Source organism: Paenibacillus sp. J31P190, assembly GCF_059692075.1.
The window spans coordinates 302,605-321,625 of the sequence record NZ_JCAUAS010000002.1; the positions used below are offsets into that span (position 1 = coordinate 302,605).

General features: G+C 42.3%; 16 protein-coding genes. 2 read left to right on the plus strand and 14 right to left on the minus strand.

Annotation, left to right across the window (positions count from 1 at the left end; all coding sequences use genetic code 11):
• Window positions 1–169: 169 nt before the first annotated feature.
• From AC58U0_RS04995 to AC58U0_RS05010, 4 genes are all read right to left on the minus strand, one after another.
• On the minus strand, window positions 170–2,248 hold the full coding sequence (locus AC58U0_RS04995; protein ID WP_497377922.1) for a thioredoxin domain-containing protein: 2,079 nt from the start codon (window positions 2,246–2,248) through the stop codon (window positions 170–172).
• Window positions 2,249–2,383: 135 nt separating this feature from the next.
• The gene (locus AC58U0_RS05000) at window positions 2,384–3,172 is read right to left on the minus strand and encodes an ABC transporter permease subunit (RefSeq protein WP_497377923.1); all 789 of its coding nucleotides are present in this window, start codon (window positions 3,170–3,172) and stop codon (window positions 2,384–2,386) included.
• The gene (locus tag AC58U0_RS05005; protein ID WP_497377924.1) at window positions 3,169–4,074 is read right to left on the minus strand and encodes an ABC transporter ATP-binding protein; all 906 of its coding nucleotides are present in this window, start codon (window positions 4,072–4,074) and stop codon (window positions 3,169–3,171) included. Before AC58U0_RS05005 ends, AC58U0_RS05000 begins: the two co-directional genes overlap by 4 nt.
• Complete coding sequence (locus AC58U0_RS05010; RefSeq protein ID WP_497377925.1) at window positions 4,071–4,310, minus strand: PLD nuclease N-terminal domain-containing protein; 240 nt, start codon at window positions 4,308–4,310, stop codon at window positions 4,071–4,073. The genes AC58U0_RS05005 and AC58U0_RS05010 overlap by 4 nt, the downstream gene beginning before the upstream one ends.
• A 191-nt stretch (window positions 4,311–4,501) precedes the next feature.
• Here AC58U0_RS05010 and AC58U0_RS05015 point away from each other — a divergent pair, with 191 nt between their 5' ends.
• The gene (locus tag AC58U0_RS05015) at window positions 4,502–5,047 is read left to right on the plus strand and encodes a helix-turn-helix domain-containing protein (RefSeq protein WP_497377926.1); all 546 of its coding nucleotides are present in this window, start codon (window positions 4,502–4,504) and stop codon (window positions 5,045–5,047) included.
• 107 nt (window positions 5,048–5,154) lie between these two features.
• Here AC58U0_RS05015 and AC58U0_RS05020 read toward each other — a convergent pair whose 3' ends face one another.
• The 3 genes from AC58U0_RS05020 to AC58U0_RS05030 all read right to left on the minus strand — a co-directional run bounded on the left by AC58U0_RS05020 (window position 5,155) and on the right by AC58U0_RS05030 (window position 6,902).
• Window positions 5,155–5,799, minus strand: coding sequence for a formylglycine-generating enzyme family protein (locus tag AC58U0_RS05020; RefSeq protein ID WP_497378251.1), 645 nt, complete (start codon window positions 5,797–5,799; stop codon window positions 5,155–5,157).
• 63 nt (window positions 5,800–5,862) lie between these two features.
• Complete coding sequence (locus AC58U0_RS05025) at window positions 5,863–6,228, minus strand: DUF4180 domain-containing protein (RefSeq protein WP_497377927.1); 366 nt, start codon at window positions 6,226–6,228, stop codon at window positions 5,863–5,865.
• Between the two features lie 20 nt (window positions 6,229–6,248).
• Window positions 6,249–6,902: a TetR/AcrR family transcriptional regulator gene (locus tag AC58U0_RS05030; protein WP_497377928.1), complete on the minus strand. Its 654-nt coding sequence runs from the start codon at window positions 6,900–6,902 to the stop codon at window positions 6,249–6,251.
• Between the two features lie 146 nt (window positions 6,903–7,048).
• Here AC58U0_RS05030 and AC58U0_RS05035 point away from each other — a divergent pair, with 146 nt between their 5' ends.
• Window positions 7,049–7,936, plus strand: coding sequence for a fructose bisphosphate aldolase (locus AC58U0_RS05035; protein ID WP_497377929.1), 888 nt, complete (start codon window positions 7,049–7,051; stop codon window positions 7,934–7,936).
• 93 nt (window positions 7,937–8,029) lie between these two features.
• Here the strand turns inward: AC58U0_RS05035 and AC58U0_RS05040 are convergent, their stop codons facing one another.
• From AC58U0_RS05040 to AC58U0_RS05070, 7 genes are all read right to left on the minus strand, one after another.
• Window positions 8,030–8,389: a GIY-YIG nuclease family protein gene (locus tag AC58U0_RS05040; RefSeq protein WP_497377930.1), complete on the minus strand. Its 360-nt coding sequence runs from the start codon at window positions 8,387–8,389 to the stop codon at window positions 8,030–8,032.
• 40 nt (window positions 8,390–8,429) lie between these two features.
• Window positions 8,430–10,517 carry an AAA family ATPase gene (locus AC58U0_RS05045; RefSeq protein WP_497377931.1) on the minus strand — a complete coding sequence of 696 codons (2,088 nt, stop codon included), beginning with the start codon at window positions 10,515–10,517 and terminating at the stop codon, window positions 8,430–8,432.
• 24 nt (window positions 10,518–10,541) lie between these two features.
• Window positions 10,542–11,021, minus strand: a complete 480-nt coding sequence (locus AC58U0_RS05050) for a DUF6530 family protein (protein WP_497377932.1) — start codon at window positions 11,019–11,021, stop codon at window positions 10,542–10,544.
• A gap of 322 nt (window positions 11,022–11,343) precedes the next feature.
• Window positions 11,344–11,796, minus strand: coding sequence for a hypothetical protein (locus AC58U0_RS05055; RefSeq protein WP_497377933.1), 453 nt, complete (start codon window positions 11,794–11,796; stop codon window positions 11,344–11,346).
• Window positions 11,797–12,585, minus strand: coding sequence for a hypothetical protein (locus AC58U0_RS05060; protein WP_497377934.1), 789 nt, complete (start codon window positions 12,583–12,585; stop codon window positions 11,797–11,799).
• A 211-nt stretch (window positions 12,586–12,796) separates the two neighbouring features.
• Window positions 12,797–14,041: an OmpL47-type beta-barrel domain-containing protein gene (locus AC58U0_RS05065; RefSeq protein ID WP_497377935.1), complete on the minus strand. Its 1,245-nt coding sequence runs from the start codon at window positions 14,039–14,041 to the stop codon at window positions 12,797–12,799.
• 53 nt (window positions 14,042–14,094) lie between these two features.
• Complete coding sequence (locus AC58U0_RS05070) at window positions 14,095–18,990, minus strand: pectinesterase family protein (RefSeq protein WP_497377936.1); 4,896 nt, start codon at window positions 18,988–18,990, stop codon at window positions 14,095–14,097.
• Window positions 18,991–19,021 lie beyond the last annotated feature (31 nt).

A 19,021-nucleotide genomic window follows, 5' to 3' on the forward strand; every position in this document is an offset into this window, starting at 1 on the left:
CTAGAGCGTAACAGCTAGAGCGTTAGAGCTAGAGCGAAACAGTTAGAGCGTTAGAGCTAGTGCGTTAGAGCTAGAGTGAAAATTCGGAGCGTTAAAAGAGGCCCTGTCGGGGGCCTCTTCTCTTTTTCCTTGCCCTTATTCTCATTGTAACCAATAATGATAATTATTATCAGTGTTTCGAGGAGAGATTTTCGAGCTCCTCCAGATCCTGCGTTGGCGCTTGGCAGGCAAAGTTCTGGCACACGTAGGCCGTTGCCTGCCCTCCAAGCGGCAGCTTGTCTTGCACGAGCGGAATAAGCTTGCGCACTTCTTCACCCGCCGCTCCCGGCGGATGAAGAATCAGCAGCGCATTCGGCAGGTACTGCCGCTGCACCGTGCGCAGCATGTGCTGTGTCTCTGGCTTCGCCGGATCGCCGGCGATGACGATTTCGCTGGCTTCGCCATAAGCGAAGTCGAGCGCGGCCAGCGTGAGCGCGTGGCCCGGCGGGTAGGACGCGACAGCTCCGGCGAATGCCTGGAGCTGCTCATCTGCTGTCTGCGACAACTTCGCGTCGTAGGTCAGCCTGGACAGCCGCAGCAGGTTCAGCGCGGCTGCACCGTTGCCCGACGGCATTGCGCCGTCGTAGATCTCTTTGGGGCGGGTGAGCAGCTGCTCGGCATCGCTGCCGTAGAAGAAGAGCCCGCCCTTCTCTTCGTCTCCGAAGAGACGAAGCATCTCTGCGTTCAGCTGGACAGCTTCACGAAGATAGCGCAGCTCGAACGTGGCTTCGTACAGCTCGATGAGGCCCCAAACGAGGAACGCGTAGTCGTCCACGTAGCCGAGGAAAGCCGCTTCGCCATCGCGATAGCGGGCGAGCAACCGCCCGTCCTCGCGGCGCAGCTCGCGCAGGAGGAACTCCGCGGCTTTCGCGGCTGCCTCCGCGTAAGCAGGCTTGTCCAAGGCACGTGAAGCCTTGGACAGCGCAGCGATCATCAGACCGTTCCACGCGGTCAGAATCTTATCATCCTTGCCCGGATGGATGCGCTGCTCGCGATGCGCGAACAGCTTGACGCGGGCAGCCTCAATCCGCTGCTTCAGCTCATCCAATGGGATTTGCTTACGCCTCGCAAAAGACTCCATCGTCGTTCCAATTAAATTCGGGATATTATGCCCCTCGAAATTGCCCGACTCCGTAATATCGTACAGCTCGGCATATAAATCGCCTTCTTCTATTCCTAATACTTCCTCTACTTCATCCGGCGTCCAGACGTAGAACTTGCCTTCCTCCCCTTCGGAGTCAGCATCCTCTGCGGAATAGAAAGCTCCACCCTCGTCCGTCATATCGCGAAGTACATAAGTAATAACTTGCTCAGCTACCTCTGCATATTTCTCTTTTCCAGTCACTTGGTAGGCTTCAATGTAAGTCATAATTAATAGAGCATTATCGTAAAGCATCTTTTCAAAATGCGGCACTAACCATTTTTCATCCACTGAATAGCGGGAAAAACCGAACCCGATATGGTCATACATGCCCCCACGATGCATGGCATCTAGCGTTTTTTCCACAATCTCAAGCGAGCGTGCATTGCCCGTTTTTTGATAGTATCTTAGGAGGAAAGATAAATTGTGAGATGTCGGAAACTTCGGAGAGCTGCCAAATCCGCCATGTTCTGAATCAAACATCTTGTCATATAACCGGAATGCTTCATGAAGCGTTTCCTCCGTCACCTCGCCACCCGTGCGATGCTCTAGTAAACGACTTGTCGTATCTTGAATAACTTGATCACCAACCTCGCGAATGCGGTCAGCATCTTCCTTCCACTTACCCGCGATCTGCGCAATAATCTCAATTATTCCTGCACGGTTGTACTTTCTACTGCGTGGGAAATACGTCCCTGCGAAGAAAGGCTTCTTCTCAGGCGTCAGAAACACCGTAAGAGGCCATCCCCCTTGCCCTGTCATCGCCTGACAAACAGCCATATAGATATGGTCGACATCCGGGCGTTCTTCGCGGTCCACTTTGATCGAGATGAAATCTTTATTCAGCATGTCTGCAACGGTTTGGTCTTCGAATGACTCGTGTGCCATGACATGACACCAGTGACACGTGCTGTACCCAACAGATAAGAAGATAGGCTTATTTTCTCGTTGCGCTTTGTCAAATGCTTCTTCACCCCAAGGGAACCATTCCACTGGATTGTGAGCATGTTGTAGTAAGTATGGCGATTTCTCAGTGATTAACCTATTGGGTATGTTATTCGTTGTCATGAAACATCACCTCCTTGGTTTTTAGGATATTTTTGTCGGTATAACGAGATTAGCATACCTTAGAATAAAAAGAAAAACCCATGTCTATTGACACGAGTTTATGATTATGCTGTTAACACCTTCACAAGAGTGTCATTATTCATTGTTAAATCTTTTACCAGAGATCCAAAAGATCGTTACAATGATTGTTAATACAATCCATATTAGTACCACAAAAACATTCCATATTACACTGGCGTTCACTGCTCCTGTAATTAATACTTCCATGGCTTGTTTACTCATACTTGCTGGATTCAAAAAATCTGTAAAAGAACTCAAACCTAGTACAATTCTACAGCCCAGTAGGAATACTATTGAAATTAATGCAATAATACCTTGGCTATTAAAAATAGTACTTATCATCGTAGTGAAAGATACCATAAACAGAACCCATAGCATATAAAACAACGAAGCTATTATCGCGTCCACAAAGTTAACATTTGTAAACAACAAATTAACATACACATACGAAATCAAGTAACCTAACGCAACAGAACAAGCAACAAATATGTAATTGGCAATTATTTTCCCACCTATGTACGATACTACAGTGACCGGTCTTGTAAGAATAAAAGCTAACATACCATTGACTTTATCTGTCTGTAAGATTCCCATCATCGAAATTGCAATAATGATAACCCCTAACTGATCAAATTGAGCAGCTAAAGTGCTTGCGAGTACTTCCCCACCTTGTTGAGCAGCCATGCTAGGATCAATTGTGATACCTTGTGCTCCACCGAGTGATTTTAATATGGCGGGTAAATAATGACTAACAACGGGTTGAGTTATTCCTAAAAATATAAATACTAGAGGCAGCCAAATAACTTTAAATTCACGTACCATTTGAACAAATTCTTTTTTCATTAGCACATTAAAATGATTCATTTTTCCACCACCAGTTTCATGAATATCTCTTCTAATGTATCGTTATTGATTTCAAACTTTACGAGGTCAACCTGATGTTCCAGTGCACTTCTTAATAACTTATTCTTATTCAAGCCTATATTTTCAACTTGTATTTTCATTTTATTTCCTACTGCCTCTACATCTTTTACATAGTTCAAATTTTTCAAAACTTTCATCCATTCTTGATCGATAGACGTAACTTCAAAAATCATTTTGTTTTGGCTATTGCTGTTTAACAAGTCGGAGATGGTTGTATCTTCAATTTTTTGCCCATTTTTGATGATAATAAATCTTTCACAAATTTCTTCAGCATCACTTAATATATGCGTCGACAATAAAATCGTCGTCTCCCTCTTGATTTCTTCGATTAGATTCAGTACTTCCCTTCGACCAATTGGGTCTAATGCTGATACCGGCTCATCCATTACAATCAATGATGGTTTGTGTAACAACGCCTGTGCAATACCAAGTCTCTGTTTCATTCCGCCTGAAAATGTTCCAACTTTTGAATTCTCTTCTCCGCTTAACCCTACTTTCGATAATATTTCTGGGATCTCCTTTGTTAATTCTTCTTTTCTTAATCCTGATAGTTCCCCCATGAAAGCAAGAGTTTCTTGTGCAGTCATCCAATGATAAAAGTTAGGGTACTGTGGTAAGTAGCCAATTTCCTTTTTCATTTTCGAAATTTTCTTCCCGTTAAGCAAAACTTCTCCCATTGTAGGATTAATAATATCTGAAATAATTTTGATGAGTGTCGATTTACCAGCCCCATTCGGCCCTATCAATCCCACACATTCTCCAGATTGCAAAACCATAGAAAAGTTATTTACAGCCGTTTTTTCTTTATAGGTTTTAGTAACATTTTTGACTTCTAATTTCATGTTCTATCACGGTCCTTTCTGCCAATAACAAAGTATAGTATCGGACCAAACGTATTTAGAAAAATAATAATGAGACTCCACATCAAAACATTTTTCCTCGTTTTTCTGTTCTTGTATAAGTCCATTAATGCTATTAGGATCAAAATCATCCCTACAGCTAAGACCGGTAAAATAACCGGCAACACAGACATGAAATCAATATCTTTTATTTCGTTCCACCCGTAATGCATTTGCAAATTAACCACTCCCCTAAAATCATTATTAATAATATAATGTTATCATTATCGATAATGATAACATATGAAGACGAAATGTTACACTTATTTTTTTCTTTAAAGAATATTGTTTTAATTCTTATTGTTATTTACAATGATAATATTATCATTATAGATAATAACGAGATCTTTTTAGGATTGGGGAGAAAAAGATGGTTAATAAAGCTGAAATTATCCTGCACCCAGTAAGAATGAAGATTTCTCAAGCTTTAATGAGAAACAAAGAAAATGGACTGACTTCACTTGAAATGGTAAAAATCATTAAAGATGTGCCTCAGGCAACTTTATATAGACATATACAAGTTTTGTTGGATGCTGGAGTTATTCGCATTATGAAAGAAAAAAAAGTGAGATCCATTTCCGAAAAATACTACACTTTAAATGAAGAAGAAGCCCGACTTCGTGCAGATGAGTGGGAAAAGTCTTCTAATAAGGAAAAGCTGAATTATATATCGCATTATCAATTATCGCTTTTGACTCAATATCAAAACTATCTTACCAAATTAGAAGAACAAGGTTGCTCAGATGATGGTGCTACTTTTTCACTTGTCGAATTAAAGCTTGATGATGAAAATTTCAAAAAGTTTCAAAATGAATTAAACGACCTAGTGATAAAATACTACAACACTGCTAACGAAAGTAATGATCTGGATGCACCAATTCGAACTATTGCCTTTACTATTATTCCAGAATCCTAAAACAGAAAAATTCAAAATATGGTGATTTATCAGCGATTAGCATGCCTTACAACAAAAAGAAAAACCCATGTCTGTTGACATAAGGTTTTATGGTTTGACAACACCACTTATATAGATTTGGCAAGTCTGAATCCAAGATCATCAATGGTAAATGTCGGGTGACTGCGACGACGACATGTTGCCCCACAACCTCTGGCCTCTTCAGCCCAGCTGCCACCGCGAAAAATTCGGTAGGAGCCGTATACGTTCTGATCGTATAAATCCCAACACCATTCCCAAACATTTCCTAACATATCATACAGCCCCCATGCATTCGGTTCCTTTCTTCCTACTTCATGGGTCGTGCCAGCTGAATTTTCGTTATACCAGGCAATCTTATCAAGCTCTCCGTATCTGTATCCAGTAGTTCCTGCTTTACATGCGTACTGCCATTCCGCTTCGGAAGGGAGGCGATAGCCATCTGCTTCCCAATCACAGATGATATTTTCGCCATCATTACTTAGCGAATAACACTCCTTCAAACCAACTTTCTGAGAAAGTAGATTACAAAAAGATATGGCATCGTTCCATGATATATTCACAACCGGATTTTGATCACATTCATAAGTAATAGATAGTTCTTGTGAAATGGCATAATAAAGTTCATTAGTGACAGGATACCGAGCAAGTTGAAACGGTTGAATGTCAACCTTCCATTTAGATGATGTTCGATCGTCCCTTAAATCTATTTCACCAGCAGGAACTTTTACCATCGAATAATCAACAAGACTCTGTAATACATTTGACACTCCATTTTCCTCCTAGTCTTTCTTGTGTTAACCGCTGCTCAATTTATCAATAGCTTGTTCTTCGTTTGACATGAAAAAGATATCCTTTCCTTTGTTACACTCATAGATGAAATCCTTCAAGCTTTGACTTGAAAACACAGAAAAATCACCAACGATTGCAATTTTTTTTCGATAATTTATAAATTTTTGTAATATTTCTCCTGCAAGCCGTGTTTTCAAATCGAAAAAGTCCTCACATATTACCGATCTATTTAAGATTATACGATCGCATCCTGCTTCGTATTGTACAGTTGCCATTAGATCTAAAGCGGACTGAACATCTGTTATCAATATTTCGTTGTTTTCAACGACGGCAATTTCTACATCGTTCTTTTTGATTGTAATTATTTTCATATTCATCCTCCATCCATCGTTCAACTTTTAGTTAATCTTCTGACATAATCCTCACAGATATAGCGATTATCCTCATTATTCAATGGAGGGATATTCGCTACTCTAAAGAAGCTTAGTCCAACCACCATCGCCAAGAGGCCGTAAGCAGCGCTATTGGAATCGTCCACCTTCATTTGCCCCGAGATGTTGCCGTAATCAAAGATCCTCGCAATGCCGTGAAGATCTTCCATATAGCTTTTGGATACTACCTCTTGTAAATTGCGATCCAATACAGCTTTGGAGAAGAACTGAAGAAAAAGCTTCGCTTGATCTTCAAGTGGGATAAACATCCTCTCAATTCCATCAAGTTCAGAAACATTGACCGACTTTTGCCTATCATCGCTATATGGCGCGAGGATGTGCTTCAACGTGACATCGATCATTTCCTCTGCTTTCATGGTTTTCTGAATTTCTGATTGGATCTTTATGCCATAATAGGCTAAGAACGACTTGAAAGCTTCAATGATTAAGTTATCTTTATTCTTAAAATAATAAGTGACAACGCCCTTTGAGCAACCCGCATACTCAGCAACTTTATCCAGAGTCATGCCATCAATCCCGTGACTGCTGATACAAATGAGTGTGGCGTTAATAACGTCAGCTCGACGCTTTGGCTCCATTCCTACTTTAGGCATTTTTCTCCTCCTCGATCATCCGAGTTTTTTTATACCGTACGGTCGGAATAAATAAAATATAACCATTATTTTCATTTATGTCAAAAGTGCTATAATTAAAAGAATCAAGATGCAATTCAGTCCACGAAAGAGAAGGAGAAACAGCCATGAATACAACGCAATTGGAACGTATCCGTACAGGAAAGGGCTTTATAGCGGCCTTGGACCAAAGCGGCGGAAGTACTCCTAAGGCTTTGCTGCAGTATGGCATTAAGGAAAACAGCTATTCAAATGAAGAAGAGATGTATGCATTGGTGCATGAGATGAGAACGCGTATTATTAAGAGTTTTGCGTTTGATTCCCAGTACATTTTAGGAGCGATTTTATTTGAGAACACAATGGATCGTTCCATTGACGGGCAATTTACAGCCGATTATCTTTGGGAGAAGAAAGGCATTGTGCCTTTTCTAAAAGTCGATAAAGGGCTCGCCGACCTTGAAAACGGGGTTCAGCTCATGAAGCCCATTTCCGGTTTAAACGACCTTCTGAAGCGGGCGGCTGAGCGAAACATCTTCGGGACGAAAATGCGCTCGCTTATTAAGGAAGCCAATCCTGCCGGAATCAAAAAAGTCGTTGAGCAGCAGTTTGCCATCGGTAAACAAATCGCCCAGATGGGGCTGGTTCCGATAATCGAACCGGAAGTTGATATCCACAGCGCAGATAAGGAAACATCGGAAAATCTATTAAAAGATGAGATATTCGATCAATTATCCAACCTTGGCAAAGACGTAAAAGTTATGCTAAAACTCTCCATACCGACGGAAAACAATTTCTACAGCGATTTAATGGAGGTACCGCAAGTTGTACGGGTTGTGGCTTTATCAGGCGGCTACACGCAAGCGGAAGCAAACGAAAAGCTGGGACATAATCATGGATTGATCGCCAGTTTCTCGCGTGCCTTATCGCAGGGACTAACCGCCGAGCAAACAGACGATGTATTCAACACGATGCTGTCCAAAACCATTCGTGACATTTATGAAGCCTCCATCAAATAAGGGAGTTTACTTGGTCATTCAAGCGAATCCAACAAATAATAAACGACCCCGAAACTTTTTAAAAGCTCGGGGTCGTTTATTATTTGTGTACATCTATGATAATGGCGCTTTATTATATCCTCTGTCTTCGTAAGGCTGCAATTTCTCCAGCCACCGCTTTTCCATTTGCTTAAGCTCCCAGCGCACGTCAGTAACTCCGTCAGCGTCCTTCTCCTCTAGCACCTCATAGATGAAAGTTTCAGCCCCTAGTTCTTTCCAATCTTTTTGCAATTGGGCATTTGCGAATCTTCCCATGTCCAATTGCATCTGTAAGGTCATCCATTTGTTTTTCAGGTTGGGAAAGCTATCTACGTAGATTTTGCCATTGGCCGTGTTTGTTATTTGTATGGCACCCATGTAGGTCTTAATCTGCTTGTATTCTTCCTGAAGCTCCTTGCGCTTGTTCTTATCCATGCATGTTTCTCCTTTCTGGTCCTATCAATGATGACAACGATCACAAATATCGGGCGATAATCCGAACCAACTTTGCAGGCAACTCTGTTAGATTTGTAATATCCAAAAACTTCTCATTCCCATAGATTTGATTAATTACTTCCTTGTCCTGGCCAATTGCCGCTGCAAGAAATGTGATTCCTTTTCGTTCATATTCGGCTATGGTTTGCTGCATATCTTTGATTGCATAATTTCCGGTATAATCATCCATGGCTTTGGGTTGCCCATCACTTATGCTGATCAATAATTTGGTCTGTTGTAGTGAACCCGCTAATCGGTCTGCCATAATTCTAAGAGCCATTCCATCACGGTTATTACTTCTAGCACGAATCCCCATAAGTCTGTATCGATCATTGGCATCTGTTTTATCAAGATCGGTATACACATAAATCGACATCTGCTCCTGCTTGGACGCATCCGCTGTATCCCCGTAGATCAATATGGGAATATGACAAATTTGACAAAATTCATATACAGCTATCACTGCACGCTTTGCTGCTTCTAATCTCCCAAAAGCTGTCATGGATGCTGACTCATCAACCCTTAGACCGACCGCAAGTGAGGGAGATTCTGTTGGAGGACGTTTCTTGGCAAAGTATCTAAAATCCCGGTAAGCAACGTTATCCGCTTGAAATTTGCTGCCATAAAATTGATTCCTTGCAAATTCGGAGGAAGTCTCATGTTCCAACAGCGGAAGTGTCTTTCTGGCAATCTCACGTACGACAGGCATGAGTTCCTTACTTAGACTGAGATATTCCTGCTCAGATTCAATACCGTAATCCGGGCGATGAACAATGAGCTTAACCTTTTTATGAATAGAATCGGATACAACCTCCCGTGCATCGCGATTCAGCTTTTTACGGAAATCTCGATTTTTTTGTTTCGCATCGTCTGACATTGTTTTAGGATTTGACTGATGATATTTGGGAGTACCGTCCTCCCCCATATCTGAACTTTCCATATCGGTAGAATCATCAGAAACGTCGGAAGTACTTTCGTCACTATCCGCAGATTTTTTTAATACGATCCCCTGTTCCTCCACCTTCTTGTCGTGGTCAAAATCAGTATCGTCGATGTTTCCACATGTTCTTATCTCTACCTCATCAAAAATTCTTTTTTTTTTTAATTCCATCTCAATTTGATCTAAACCCGCTAACAAACCATGGCTTTTCAGTGCTTCTTCCAATAGTTTGATTTCTTCAGAATCAGTTGTAATCTTATAAATGACTTTATGATAAAGGGATTCTTTTGCTGAAGCACCTCCGGCAACTGCATCCGCCCAATAAAAAAATGAACGCATACCCGCCACGCCTTTAATTGCATTAGCACGGGCTGTTTTGTCCAAGATAATAATGATATCTGCTAAAACATCCAACACCTTTTCATCCCTATAACCAGTTTTGGACATAGCCCGTTCAATCATGATTTCTTTGGTTGGCAGGTCCATCTTTTCCGTATGCTGAACTCTGTCACGCAGTGCTTCATTTAGCGGCCTAGTCCCTGCATAACTTCGGTTTGTTGTGATAACCGCTATGAAATCCGGGTGCCTGCGAATGATTTCTGTGGGAAGGTTAATGCTGCCATCCAGCTCTAAGGCAGAGTTGAGTGCCATTAACACCGCGGCATCCCGGATAACGGTTGGTTCTTGGATTTCCAGAAGATAGCCTTTTTGATAGGCTCTGACGATTTCAGAGGGGTAAAATCGATACTCAACCCCATCGTCCTCCTTCAAAACGGTTTGCTCCGCAGGCTCCATCTGTTCTAATCGCTCTGATGAAATCACCGGCAAAATAGCGCCAATAACGTCTGATTTATCCATATCGGCAAAACAGGTCACTTTCGTATAGGGCAGCCCGAATTCCGCCGACAATGCTTTGGCAAGTTGTGTTTTACCGGAACCGGCGTCACCTTCTAACAAAATATTGGCGATTTTCATTTCCCCTCGATGCCAGTTGCGCTTAATTTCTTTGCAAATACGCAGTTCTTCTTCACTTACCTTATGAGATAACGGCTTTTTCCAAATAAGTCCTCTTTCTATATCCGAGAGTTGTCTCGTTGGCGACAATTTATATTCTTCCTGATTGTTCATACCTTTTCACCTTTCCTAAATTGGTTAATACCCCATTTCCTTCAGAAGACTGGATAAGACACGAAGGCGTTCTCCAATCATTTCGCCATCATCAGTAAGAGCCTGAGCAAATAACTTAATATCATTATCAATCATAGGATTTTCTGCGCACACGGAGACACTCATCGCATCCCCTTGCAGCCCAATACGGTCAATCATCGTGTTATCAGGGTCATACATTTTCGGGAAACGATAGGCATCCTGAAAATATAAGCTGCTTCTGCAAATCAAAACGGCAAGGTCAAGAACACGGTGCATAGGCAACTCCTCCGACTGCCTTGACCATTTTTCCCCTGTGTATCTCCACACTTTTGCCGAGATCTCGACCTTTCCCCTATCATTCCACTGGGCCAATCCCAGGGATAAACCTTTTGCATCCGTATTCCGGGCATAACGGCCGTCAACCTGCTCATAATTTTCTGAAACGATAACAGGCTTATGTTTTAAAGTCGTTGGTATTTTCATTTTTTCCACACTCTCCATTTAAATTTTCACTGAATTACTAAATTACTAATTTACTAAATTACTAAATCGTAAATTTATGATAACCTGCTTTTCAGCATAAGTCAATTCGGTGATTTGACCAAAAGTTGTTCTTGCGAAAGGTATTTTCTATCCACCCATTACCAACTTATATCTTTAAAATAAAAAAAGCCGCAATCAAGCGGCTTTTAACATACCCCAATAAAAGGAAAAGCCCCGCTATGACAGCGAGGCTACTGCATGCAAAAAGGGTAACCCCAATTAACTAAGGCTGCGTTAATTGTTGAACTATCTTTTCCCCTAATTATTTTATTTTTGCTAATCCTAAAGCTAGGTGTTCCCAAAGAACTCCTTCAACTACTTCCCCTTGACTCTCATCGCAATCGATAATCAGGATTACTTCTGAGTTTTTCCCTTTCAACACTCGCTTCTTCTTTTTATAAACTTTATATATGTATAAATCTATTACAATACCAAGGACAAACCCTGAGACAGCTCCAATCAATCCCCAATAGATAGGTCCCCACTCAAGAACGAACCCTTTGCTGGCACCTATTACTGAAAATATGACAGCAAGTACCATTCCTTTTCCAATAAAAGAAACTCCGTCAGACTGATGGATGGTATCAATTAATTTACGCTCTTCCGTGCGTTTATCTAATGGAACGGCAAATATATCTTTAATACCCTTTTCCTCTAATTTTGTAATAGCCAATTCAATATAAGTAGAATATTCAAATGTGGCATAAATTTGCACTTATTTCACCTTATTTCCTTTCAATATCATAAAACCTAACGGTTGGTAATTATTTTTCAAGTAATTCTTTTGTTCTTCTTCGAATAATTTGTTGTTCTCTACTGTGTTTGTATAAGAATCATAAATTGTGAAAAAATAAAAAGATGGAAAATATAAAAGCCATTGTGCATCTAATACGCTAGTAGATTTAGGAATATCCCCTAAGAGCAAATAGTGAAACGCTTTAAGAAAATGTGAATAATAAACTAATATTACCGTCATCACGAGATTGAAGAAACCAAGGACGAATCTGTTGATATATAATTGCCCCACACTAGGTATTGTCAGTGAGCATAAAAAAGCAACTAAAGGGTTCTTTTTATCAAGGTAATTGATTTCTAATGCCCCCAAACTAAATGAATTAAATGGAGCATTTTCCCTTTCAGCAAGTAAATAAATTTTATTTAAATCCACAGTTGTGCGATAACTGTCCCAGATAGCAAAAAGATAAACAGGAATATATAAATGCATCATACTTACATCTAATATTGCTTTTGCTGATTCAATATCCCCCATAAACGAATAAACCATAGCTAAATTGAGATGTGTTTTTTGATTTATAAATAGTTCCCATATAAATAAGAGCATTCCCCGAATATATTTGGATAAAAGCAGGTGCCCGAATCCTGGAAAAGTCACTGACCAAAAAGCAACAATGTAAGGACTTCTTAAATGTAATTGGGTTGTCCCGAAAATATTTACATGAGCTTTATAACGTCGATTTTTATTAGTATTTGTGAAATTGTCCAATGTCTCACCCTTATCTGCACTTTCGAAACATTATTCCCAAATTATTGATACCTTAACACACGTATTGAACATCACTGCTACTTAGTGAAAAAAATCATAAAACCAAATTGATGACTTTTAGATCGATGAAAGCGACTATAACCAAAAAAAACCCGCGCTGGGCGCGGATCTAGATATATGTTCTGGTCTTCCTACACAAATGTCTCTGAGGTTATTTCACATTCTCATCTTCATACTCTTCGTTATTGTTATGGCCCTGGTCGTGAGGTACCTTAACCGTTGCCGTTGCAATAGCTTTATTCCCCGCTAGGTCTGTAGCTATATACGTTATGGTATATACCCGTCCCGAACCATTACCTGTTCTTTCTGCACGAAGTTTAAAAGATGTATCAAACGTGCCGTATTGTGCATCTTGAATATCGTCTGTTTCTACTTTCTCGTTACTTGAAATAGAAGTCAGCACGATGGAGTCGATTTGGGACACATCATCAATTGCATAAACACTGGCGGTAACGGTTACCAGCTTTTTATTCGCAGGCCACAAAGTGGTCTTATCCAATGCGATACTAAGCATGGGGACTGCTTTATCAACCTTCAGCGATATCGATTTTACTGCCTCTTCATTTCCAGCTTGATCGATACTCTTGTATTCAAGAGAATGGACACCGTAAACGGACCATGTAACCGGCTGAGAATAAGTGGACCACCCAGATCCGTCGATACGATATACCGTTTGAGTGACCGACGCGTTATCAGTAGCCGCAAACGTCACCGTCGGACTCGAGATATACCAGCCATTCTTTCCGTCAATTGGACTTGTAGCAGCGGTGGTAACCGGCGCCTGTGCGTCTAATTTAATGATCGTTGACTTTACTTTACCAGGAATTCCTTCTTCACCAACTCTGCGGTAATCAACAGTATGGGTACCATCCGTATTAACATTAATCGCCGAACTGTATGTTGTCCAAGCCCCTTGATTTATACGGTATTCGATCTTGTTGTCTTCGGGTATTCCGTTCACAGCTTCGATGGTAACCTTAACCGGATGTATATACCAGCCATTTTGGCCGTCAGGTTGCTCAGGTGACACTTTTGCCTCAAGCTCCGCGATGACAGGTTGAACATTAAACGTGGCAGTGGCAATCGCATCGGCATTTTGGCCACCGACAGTTACTTGATACGTCCCCGAAACTTCTTGGCTGGTCTTATAAGTAACCTGGAAAGCTCCACCTGGACCACTCCTACTTTGGTTCAAATAATCCAATTGATTCAAAGGGCTTCTTACTTGAACGCTAACGATCTGCCCTTCCTCTGAACCTAAATGGCCTGAAATCGTTGCGATTCGGGTGATGTTATCAAACGATGCACTTACCGTCAAAGATGAAGCTATCGCAAGCGGAGCCATCATCCCGAAGCACAAAAGGAGCGATAAAATGATTATTGACCATCTTCTCAATCGTATTCCTCCTAAATATAGGGATCTTTGAGTGCAGCTCAAAGTCTCACTGCTTAAGGACTAATGATCGTGTTGGAAATCGGCGTCTGATCGGACATTTTTTTAAGTGCATACATCTTCACTTTATAACCGGTGACATCCTTCGGCACATTTACAATCGCTTTGATTTGTTTATCCCCGTGGCTAGGAACTGTTTGATTGATGAAGGAATATTTTGCTTTCCGGTCATGTTGGTCATAAAGAGCGATTACAAATACACCGCTTTGAGCGATTTCGGAATTGTTATGAACGGTCGCAGTCACAATTGTATCCTGTGAACCTCTTAAACCGGAAAGCGCGTTTCCACTCAAATCGCTTAAGATCAACCCCGAAAAAGCAAACAGTCCGCTGCCCCAATCTTGAACATAGGTTATTGAATACGTATTCGTTGAATCGATCCCGTACTCATCAATAGCATAAATGATGATTTCGTTCGGACCTTCCTGCAAGTTTAACGGAACGTTAAATGCTTCGTTTGCCAACTTGTTAGCTTTATCCAACACCGTATTTGCGTTTATTTTAACCGTCACACTCGAGTTTCGGCTTACGCTAGCCAATAAGTTAAAGTCGGGAGCGTTTACAGTCGCAGGTATTTCACTTGTAATGACAACCGCAGATTTATTGTACGTTACTATGATTGTTTTGGTATTCACCACGTCGCCGAGCATATCGCTCTTCGCAGAAATTGTGATCGCGTTTACTCCATCAACAAGCTGAATTTTATGTTCAAATTCCGAACCAGCTTCTGTATACACGGCATCAACAACAACTGTTCCATTATTGGCAACCGTCAATTTAGCACTATCGATCATATTCCCTTTTATCGTGTAAATTGGAATGTTAACTGTTTCGCTGACCGCATTGCTTACGGTAAATCCAGCAGATCGGTTAATACTCACATTAGAAAATGTGGCAGCCGTTAAATAATCAGAGTTGCTTGTCGCTTTACCTGCATCAACAGCCATACCGACATAGACTTGGTCCGGTAAATTCGTATTTGCAGAGTCGACCAGTGCCCAACTATTTTTGTCTGTAGAAACAAAACCGGAAATAACATTCTCATTTCTTACAATTTTCAACCAGAAAGGCGCTTTAAGCGTGCTTGATGTTACACTATTCGTACTGTACCTTCCAGCCGCTGTGCTTCGATTCATAAAGAGAGCTCTTCTTCCGCTCGTATCGATGGTTTCATTCGGTTCCGGTGCTAATACAATAGCCGTAGCGGGAGAATCGGCTGCAAGACTGCTGCGAATCATCAATCCGGCCTTTGCGGTATCATCTATTTCGGAATCAAAGTTTACATACGCGAGCATCTCAAAGTTTCCTTGAACTGGCTGGTACACATAGTGGAATGAATCCGAGCCATTTCTCACCTCTCCGGATCCTTTTACTGTATAAGTCGTTCCTTCCAAACTAGCGCTGCCAGCAATCGCTACTTGGCCAATATCTTGTGATACCAGTGGGGCTGTGTTGTTAGGCCCGTTCACATAAATAATGCTTACGGCGGACAAAGTCATATATCCTGCGTTGTCTATCGCCTTTGTGTAAATATAGTGCTCGCCTTCCGGAGCATTTTCCCAAGTGAAGGAATACGGTGCCGTACTGTCCTCACCGAGCTCTTGATCACTTGAATAAAACTTAACCTTAGCAATCCCCTCCTTATCCGCTGCTTCAGCACTGATCGTGATGGGAGTTCCCACTTGAAACGATGTTTGGTGATTAGGACTCGATGTCGTAATAGTTGGATTTTCAGAAACCAAAACAACCAGAGAATTGATATAATTTTCCAAGTTCGTGTAACCGTTGCTTGCAATCGCTGCTCCGTCCGTACTAACACTCGGATTTAGGCCATTTTCCATTTCCCAGGTATCCGCGATTCCGTCGTGATCGTTGTCCTGAGGTGCAGGTGTCGAGTTTAATTCGGGCAATCCTCCATCGCTCTGGATTGAATTGGTAATTCTCCCGGAACCATTTCTGACATCATTCATAATCCTAGCATCCAAAGAATCTCTCTTAGGCAAAGAGGCGCCCGCACTTTCCAGTACTTTCTCATAGGCGACTTGCGCCGTGTCCGTAGTAACGGAACCACCGATAGGATCCGATGCGTCAGGAATAACCATAGGCGCAAACTTGCGAACTAAGGGTCCTTCAGGACTGATTGCTTTCCATGACCCATTGCTGTTAGTAACCCAGTTATCTGACGAAACATCTGGTGATCCTTCCATATAATTGCCATCGATATACCATGTGCCGCTGAATATTGCGCTGGATGGCGCGACGATCCGGTTTTTCACATTATCAAATGTACTCGGACCTGGTTTGTAGTAGTTGTTGATCATATTGATACCCGTTGCCTGCTCGCCGCCGTACGCTGAGTTTGCACCCCAGTTGTACACAACGTTATTGCGATAGTCGATTTTGGTCGGGTAATTGTCCGGATCTGTTTGTCGGTCAAAACGAGGGTTTCTACTGTTATGATTGGCGATCAGATTATGGTGATAGGTCGCATTCGTTCCCCCCCATATCCCCCCGTAACCGTGTGCTCCTTTGCCGTGAATCGATTGATTCAGACTGTCGCTAATGATGCTCCACTGGACTGTAAAGTTTTTACGATTTTTCACAGTGAACGTCTCGTCTGAGCTCCAGCTGAAGGAGCAGTGATCGACAATAATATTGTTTCCCGAAATATCAGCCGTATCGCTTAACACGTTAATGCCATTTCTAAAACGAAGATATCGGATAATAAGGTCTGTTCCTACGTCGTTATTTCCGAACTTGACCATATACCCGCTAACAGCAATACCATCACCGGGCGCAGTTTGCCCTGCTATTGTTAAGTTCCCGGAAGTAATATCCAGTCCTCTCTTTAGGTTAATTGTACCGGACACTCTAAATACTACCGTCCTATTTCCCATACTTACGGCGTCTCTTAAAGAACCCGGAATAGCGGCTTCACCCTTTGAAGGGTCATAATCCTGTAGGGTCGTTACTTCATAAACCTGGCCCCCACGGCCACCTTTTGCATACATGGCGGCTCCTTCTGCCCCTGGGAAAGCCGGAACTCTTGTTGTGGCAGTCGGATCGATCTTGATTGTTAATGTTTTTACAGCACTCGCATTGCCTGCTTTATCGACAAAACGATAGTCGATCCTATTCGTACCTGTTTGGCTGACCTCGAATTCAGCCGTATAGGCACCCCAATTTCCGCCATTTATCCGATACTGAACCCGATTGTCCTCCGGAAGCGCCCCGTCCACTTCCATATAAACCATCACCGGTTTGGTATAAGCCCCATTTTGCCCGTCTGGCAGTGCCGGAGAAACAGCAGGAGTAAGTTTTGGAAACATCATTGGAATGATGACCGATTTACTTGGATCCCACCCGTCAAACATTCGCGGAATCGTTAAGGCACTAGCCTCGTCAGCTGTCATTTGTGTTCCCATGACCCGCGTACCCGGATTTGCACCCGGACCGGTGCTGTTATATTCTCCGTAGAAGAAGGGCGGAACTTGCATGGTCGTCCATCCTTCAGGGTGTATATGACTATCCATCCAGGTATTGATGTAACGCGTTGACGGCTTATCCTGCCATGGCCTGCCCAAATAATGAAGACCATTGGTGGAACTGTCTTTCAGAAGCCTTGAATTGATAAATACAAGGCCAGGATCAGTTTCATTTTTTGTTGCAGCCGCCGTAACATAACCGCCTGTATCCGATGCATTTATACTGATTGCATCAACATGATCGAATACGGCTGCACTTGCCGGACCATAAATAAAGTCAGTGCGGCCTATAATCACACTGTTGCGATAATACTGTCTGCCTAGTCGCGGACTGGCCGTTCGGATACCCGCGTACAGCGTATCTTGATAGCCGACAAGCTTCACATTCTCAAAAACGGCTTGGTCTGCGTTAACGGACAAGGCTAGAGCCTGACCGTCGCTTGGCTTGGAGTCATTTTCAATCGTCAGATTAGCTGCAGTAAAATAATCTCCACTTACAGCTACGGTTGCGCCATTTACAGCTTGGTTAGGCATATCAGCGTTTGAAAGGTCGTAAACGATTTTCGTATCATCCCGTCCAGCACCCACAAGGCTTACATAAGGAGCGGTTACGATAGATCTTTCTCGATATGTACCCTTTTTCAAATAAATGACCGTACGGACATTATTATTAGCAGGAATGGTTGCGAGAGCATTAGTCACGTTTGTGAAATCGCCGCTTCCATCCTGTGCTACAGTAACAACCCTAGCAGGTGTGACAATAAGCTCATCTGTATGCTGGCTTTCACCGCTAGAATTTACAGAAGAGACGACATAATAGTACTGCTTCCCATTTGTAACCGTTGTATCCTTATAAGTCGTTGAAGTGAGTCCAGTGCTTAAGGCCGTATATGGGCCGCCGCTCATTTCGCCTCTTTTTAAAGAATAAGAATCTGCTCCAGGAACTGCCGTCCATGATAATTCTACGCTTCCGTCATTTGCTGTGGCCGAGAAATCAACAGGAACCGCAGGAGCCCCCGCAATCGGAGTATACGGAGCAGCTTTAGCCTGATTCGAGATCATGCTCTCCATTGTTGAGCCGACAGCTGTCACCACGTAGTAGTAGATCATGCCGTTTGAAGCCGAAGTATCCGTGTAAAATATGGTTGAAATATTACTTGCGATCGTTTCATAGGGTCCGCCGTTGATCGCGCTTCGCTTCACCTTGTACGATACGGCACCCGATACGGAATTCCAGGATAAAGCAACCTGATTATCACCTGAAGTCGCTGTCAGTCCTGTCGGATTCGTAAGTATAGATGTTGTCTGCGCCGTAGTCGTCATCGTTGAAGCTTCTGCATTCATGGTGAGCGGGAATACGCTTAATCCAAGCAAAAGACACATCCCTATGCTTAGGGCTTTCTTCATATGTTAACCTCCTTAGAGTTTTCGTAAGAAA

Coding starts and splice junctions, on each gene's coding strand:
- AC58U0_RS05035 (WP_497377929.1), top strand. CDS start 7,049: ATGAATACAACGCAATTGGAACGTATCCGTACAGGAAAGGGCTTTATA.
- AC58U0_RS05005 (WP_497377924.1), bottom strand. CDS start 4,074: ATGAAATTAGAAGTCAAAAATGTTACTAAAACCTATAAAGAAAAAACG.
- AC58U0_RS05030 (WP_497377928.1), bottom strand. CDS start 6,902: ATGCCTAAAGTAGGAATGGAGCCAAAGCGTCGAGCTGACGTTATTAAC.
- AC58U0_RS05040 (WP_497377930.1), bottom strand. CDS start 8,389: ATGGATAAGAACAAGCGCAAGGAGCTTCAGGAAGAATACAAGCAGATT.
- AC58U0_RS04995 (WP_497377922.1), bottom strand. CDS start 2,248: ATGACAACGAATAACATACCCAATAGGTTAATCACTGAGAAATCGCCA.
- AC58U0_RS05045 (WP_497377931.1), bottom strand. CDS start 10,517: ATGAACAATCAGGAAGAATATAAATTGTCGCCAACGAGACAACTCTCG.
- AC58U0_RS05000 (WP_497377923.1), bottom strand. CDS start 3,172: ATGAATCATTTTAATGTGCTAATGAAAAAAGAATTTGTTCAAATGGTA.
- AC58U0_RS05050 (WP_497377932.1), bottom strand. CDS start 11,021: ATGAAAATACCAACGACTTTAAAACATAAGCCTGTTATCGTTTCAGAA.
- AC58U0_RS05020 (WP_497378251.1), bottom strand. CDS start 5,799: ATGGTAAAAGTTCCTGCTGGTGAAATAGATTTAAGGGACGATCGAACA.
- AC58U0_RS05015 (WP_497377926.1), top strand. CDS start 4,502: ATGGTTAATAAAGCTGAAATTATCCTGCACCCAGTAAGAATGAAGATT.
- AC58U0_RS05070 (WP_497377936.1), bottom strand. CDS start 18,990: ATGAAGAAAGCCCTAAGCATAGGGATGTGTCTTTTGCTTGGATTAAGC.
- AC58U0_RS05025 (WP_497377927.1), bottom strand. CDS start 6,228: ATGAAAATAATTACAATCAAAAAGAACGATGTAGAAATTGCCGTCGTT.